Source organism: Streptomyces sp. SID14478 (assembly GCF_010548525.1).
Taxonomy (GTDB): Bacteria; Actinomycetota; Actinomycetes; order Streptomycetales; family Streptomycetaceae; genus Streptomyces.
The window spans coordinates 1-4,742 of the sequence record NZ_JAAGMG010000490.1 but is presented as its reverse complement, the minus strand read 5'-3'; the positions used below and the strand labels follow the sequence as shown (position 1 = coordinate 4,742).

General features: G+C 73.4%; 2 protein-coding genes and 1 pseudogene. All 3 read left to right on the top strand.

The features are described from left to right. Positions 1 to 2,416 (top strand): glycoside hydrolase family 38 C-terminal domain-containing protein (locus G3I40_RS16255; RefSeq protein WP_164302873.1); only part of this gene is annotated, 2,416 nt, incomplete at its 5' end. A 53-nt stretch (positions 2,417 to 2,469) separates the two neighbouring features. Then, positions 2,470 to 3,618, top strand: coding sequence for an ROK family transcriptional regulator (locus G3I40_RS16250; protein ID WP_164302874.1), 1,149 nt, complete (start codon positions 2,470 to 2,472; stop codon positions 3,616 to 3,618). A 52-nt stretch (positions 3,619 to 3,670) separates the two neighbouring features. Beyond that, a pseudogene (locus tag G3I40_RS16245) lies at positions 3,671 to 4,742 on the top strand (heparinase); the annotation flags it as partial.

The following is a 4,742-nucleotide window of genomic DNA, read 5'->3' as shown; positions in this document are numbered from 1 at the left end:
GGCGGCGGCACGCGGCCGCCTCGCCGACGTGCTCGCCCGGCCCGCCCACGCCTCCGCCCACACCCTCGCCGCCGTCGGGCACGCCCACATCGACTCGGCCTGGCTGTGGCCGGTGCGCGAGACCGTGCGCAAGTGCGCCCGCACCTTCACCAACATGACCACGCTCGCCCAGGAGTACCCCGAGCTGGTCTTCGCCTGCTCGTCGGCGCAGCAGTACGCGTGGATGCGAGAGCGGCACCCCGAGGTCTTCGCCCGGATGAAGAAGGCGGCCGAGGACGGCACCTGGGTACCGGTCGGCGGCATGTGGGTCGAGGCCGACGGCAACCTTCCCGGCGGTGAGGCCATGGCCCGTCAACTGGTCCACGGGCGGCGGTTCTTCGCCGAGGAGTTCGGCGTCGAGCAGAAGGGCGTGTGGCTGCCCGACTCCTTCGGGTACACCGCCGCCTACCCCCAACTGGCCCGGCTCGCGGGCGCGGAGTGGTTCCTGACGCAGAAGCTGTCCTGGAACGAGACGAACAAGCTGCCCCACCACACCTTCCACTGGGAGGGCATCGACGGCACCCGCATCTTCACCCACCTGCCGCCCGTCGACAGCTACAACGCGTCGCTGACCGCAACCGAACTCGCCCACGCCGAGACCAACTTCGAGGACAAGGGCGTCTCCACCCGCTCCCTCGTCCCCTTCGGCTACGGCGACGGGGGCGGCGGCCCCTCCCGCTCGATGCTGGAGAAGGCCCGCAGGCTGCGCGACCTGGAGGGCTCGCCCAAGGTCGCCATCGAGGCGCCGGACGCCTTCTTCGCGGCCGCGCGCGCCGAGCGCACCGAGCTGCCGGTGTGGCGCGGCGAGCTGTACCTGGAGAACCACCGCGGCACCTACACCAGCCAGGCCCGCACCAAGCGCGGCAACCGGCGCAGCGAAGCACTCCTGCGCGAGGCGGAGTTGTGGGCGGCCACGGCGGCGATCCGAGTGGGCGCCCCGTACCCGTACGAGCGTCTCGAAGCGCTGTGGCAGCGGGTGCTGCTGCACCAGTTCCACGACATCCTGCCCGGCACCTCCATCGCGTGGGTCCACCAGCAGGCGGAGCGCGAGTACGGGGAGATCCGCGACGAGCTGGAGACGCTGATCGCGGACGCCACGGGCCGGCTCCCGCGTGCCGACGGGGCGCTCCTCAACGCCGGGCCGTACGCACGCCGCGAGGTGGCCGTCGTCAGCGATGCCGAACTCCCCGGTGCGCAGCGCTTGTCGGACGGGCGTGGCGCCGTCCTCGCCGAGGTGGGCGCCCTCTCCTCCGGGGACACGGTCAGCACACCACGGCAGGCCGTCACGGCCGCGGCCGACGACGGGGGCTTCGTGCTCGACAACGGCGTCCTGGGCGTCGTCGTCGACCGGCGCGGGCTGCTCACCTCCGTGCACGACCACGCCGCCGGCCGGGAAGCGATCGCCCCGGGGAGCGTCGGCAACCTCCTCCAGCTGCACCCCGACGACCCCAACCTGTGGTCGGCCTGGAACCTCGACTCCTACTACCGCGACACCGTCCGCGACCTCGACGAAGCCGAGTCGGTGACGCTGGTCGACGACGGCCCGCTGCTCGCCTCGGTGCGGGTGGAGCGCGCCTTCGGCGCGTCCAGGATCGTCCAGCACATCGAACTCACCGCCGAGTCCCGGCAGGTGACGGTCCGCACCGACATCGACTGGCAGGAGCGTGACACCGTCCTGAAGACGGCGTGGCCCCTCGACGTGCACGCGGAGCGCGAGAGCGCCGAGATCCAGTTCGGGCACGTACAGCGGCCCACACACGAGAACACCAGCTGGGACGCGGCCCGCTTCGAGCTGTGGGCGCACCGCTGGGTGCACGTCGGCGAGCGGCACTGGGGCGCGGCCCTGCTCAACGACTCCACCTACGGGCACGACGTCCGCCGCGACACCCGTGCCGACGGCGGCACCACCACCACGGTGCGGCTGTCGCTGCTGCGCTCACCGCACAGCCCCGACCCGCAGGCCGACCGCGGCCGCCACCGCTTCAGCTACGCGCTGGTGGCCGGAGCGGGGATCGAGGAGGCCATCGCCGGCGGGTACGCCCTGAACCTCCCGCTGCGCCCGGCCCCGGTGGAGGCCGCCGCGCTGGTGTCCCTCGACACCGACGACATCGTGGTCGAGTCGGTGAAGCTGGCCGACGACCGCAGCGGCGACGTCGTGGTACGGCTGTACGAGGCGTGCGGCGGGGCGGTGGGGGCGGCGCGGCTCACCGCCGGCTTCGCGCTCGGTGCCGCGTACGACTGTGATCTGCTGGAGCGGCCCGGCGAGCGGCCGGCCGTGTCCGAAGAGGGAGTCGTGACCCTGAAGTTCCGCCCGTTCCAGATCCGAACGCTCCGGCTGCGGCCTACGATGCCCCCGAGCCAGGGGGAGACACGTTGACGACCGCAAAGCCCGAAAAGCCGACCATCCGGCGGGGCACCAACCTGCCGCGGATGGGTGACTTCAACGAGTCCGTGGTCCTGGACGCCATCCGCCGGCACGCGGACGGCCTCAGCCGGGTGGAACTGGCGCAGGCCACCGGCCTGTCGGCCCAGACCGTCTCCAACATCACGCGCAGGCTGCTGGACCAGGGCGTGGCCCGCGAGTCGGGCAAGCAGCACATGGGCAACGGCAAGCCCCGCACCCTGCTGGAAGTCGTACCGAGTTCGCGCTACGCCGTCGGCGTCCACCTCGACCCGGCGGTGATCACCACGGTCCTGGTCGACCTGGCCGGCACGGTCGTGGCCCGGCGCAGCCGGCAGACACCGAGCGGGGGCGACACCGACCGGACCACCGCCGACATGGCCGCCTCGGTGTCGGCGCTCGTGGCCGAGTCCGGCATCGACGACGCGCGGGTGCTGGGCCTGGGCATCGCGGCTCCCGGACCCATCGACGCCGAAGCGGGCTGGGTGGTGGACCCGCCCGAGCTGCCCGCCTGGGGCCGCTACCCGCTGCGCGACCGGCTGAGCGAGGCGACGGGCTTCCCCGCGCTGCTCGACAAGGACGTGACCGCGGCGGTGGTCGCGGAACGCTGGGCGGGCGCGGCCCGGGACAGCCGCAACCTGCTCTTCTTCTACCTCGGTACCGGCTCCGGCATGGGTCTGGCGGTGGAGGACACGGTGCTGCGCGGCGTATCGGGCAACGCCGGTGAGGTCGGCGGTCTCGGCGCGGCCTTCTCGGCCCGCACGCTCGTCGAGGAGGCCATCGCGCTGGGCGCGCTGGGCGGCGAGTACACCTGCCTCGACCCGGCCGACGCCCAGCGCGGCCTGGAGCGCCTCGCGGCGCTGGCCGCCGCCGGGGACGTACTGGCGGACGGCATCATCGAGCGCCTGGCCATCCGCATCGGCCGCGGGATCTGCGCGGCGGCCACGCTGTTGGACGTCGACACGCTCGTCTTCGGCGGCCCGGTCTGGCAGTTGCTGTCCGAGCACCTGCTGACGACGATCGAGCCGATGGTGGCACGCAGCCCGTTCGTCCGGGCGACCCACCCAACGACGGTCACGACGACCACGCTGGGCGAGAACGTGGCGGCCATCGGCGCGGCCGCGCTGGTCCTGGACCGCGCTCTGTCCGCTCAGCCCAGGTCCCTGCTGCTGGCCTGAACCGGCCTGCTCCTCCCTCCCTTAGGCCCTTCCCCTTCCACGGAGCCTGCCCATGCCCGGCCCGCACCGTCTGACGGATCTGTTCCCGCCCTTGTTGATCGCGGCGCGCATGCCGCGGATCGGCGAGTGGAGTCCCGTGCCGCCCGCGGCGGACCGGAAAGCCTGGGAGGCCGTCGGCCAGGACACCCGCGACCGCGTGCTGCGGACAGCCGCGTCGGCACTCGCAGAGCCGTGGCCGCCGCTGCCCGCCTCCCTGTTCGCCCGCTTCGCGCGCGACGGCGACCGCGGGGACTACCAGGCACCGGCCGCCGCGCGGCGCGAGCGCCTGGGGTGGGCGGTGCTCGCGGCCGCCGCCGACCCCGCGTCCGGAGCGTTCCTGGACCAAGTGATGGACGGGGTCTGGGCATTGTGCGAGGAGACCAGCTGGGTGCTCCCGGCGCACGACTTCCGGGTCCTCGGCTCGCACGGCCGCACGCGCGGCCTGCTGCCGGACCCGCAGTGCCCCACCCTGGACCTCGGCGCCTCGATGACGGCCGTGCTCATGGCGCTCACCGACGCGATCGTCGGCGACGCCCTGGACCGGGTCGACCCGCTGGTGCGCCGGCGGCTGCGCCACGAGGTCTCGACCCGGGTGCTGCGGCCGTATCTGGAGCGCGACGACTGGGGCTGGTACGACGGATCGACCGCCAAGCTGAACAACTGGAATCCCTGGATCCACTCCGAGCTGCTGCTGGCCACCGCGCTGACAGAGGAGTCGGACGAGGTCCGCAGCGCCTTGGTGACCCGCGTCGTCCACGGCCTGGAGAACTACCTGGCCGCGCATCCGGTCGACGGCGGCTGCGACGAAGGACCGCACTACTGGTGGCGCGCGGGGGCCAGCCTCTTCGAATGCCTGGAGACCCTCACCTCGCTGCTCGGGACCGGCGCGGGCGTCTTCGACCACCCGCTGATCCGGGCCCTCGCGCACTACCCCCTGGCCACGTGGATCGGCGACGGCTGGGCGGTCAACTTCGCGGACGGGCCCGCGCGTCCGCGGGAGATGTGGCCGGCAGTCCTGCACCGGTTCGGCCGCCGCACCGGTCAGCCGGAGGTGTCCGCGCACGCCCGGGCGCTGCGCGGCGACG

Excerpts from the sequence above, each read along its gene's own strand:
- G3I40_RS16250 (WP_164302874.1), top strand. The coding sequence starts at position 2,470 with ATGGGTGACTTCAACGAGTCCGTGGTCCTGGACGCCATCCGCCGGCAC.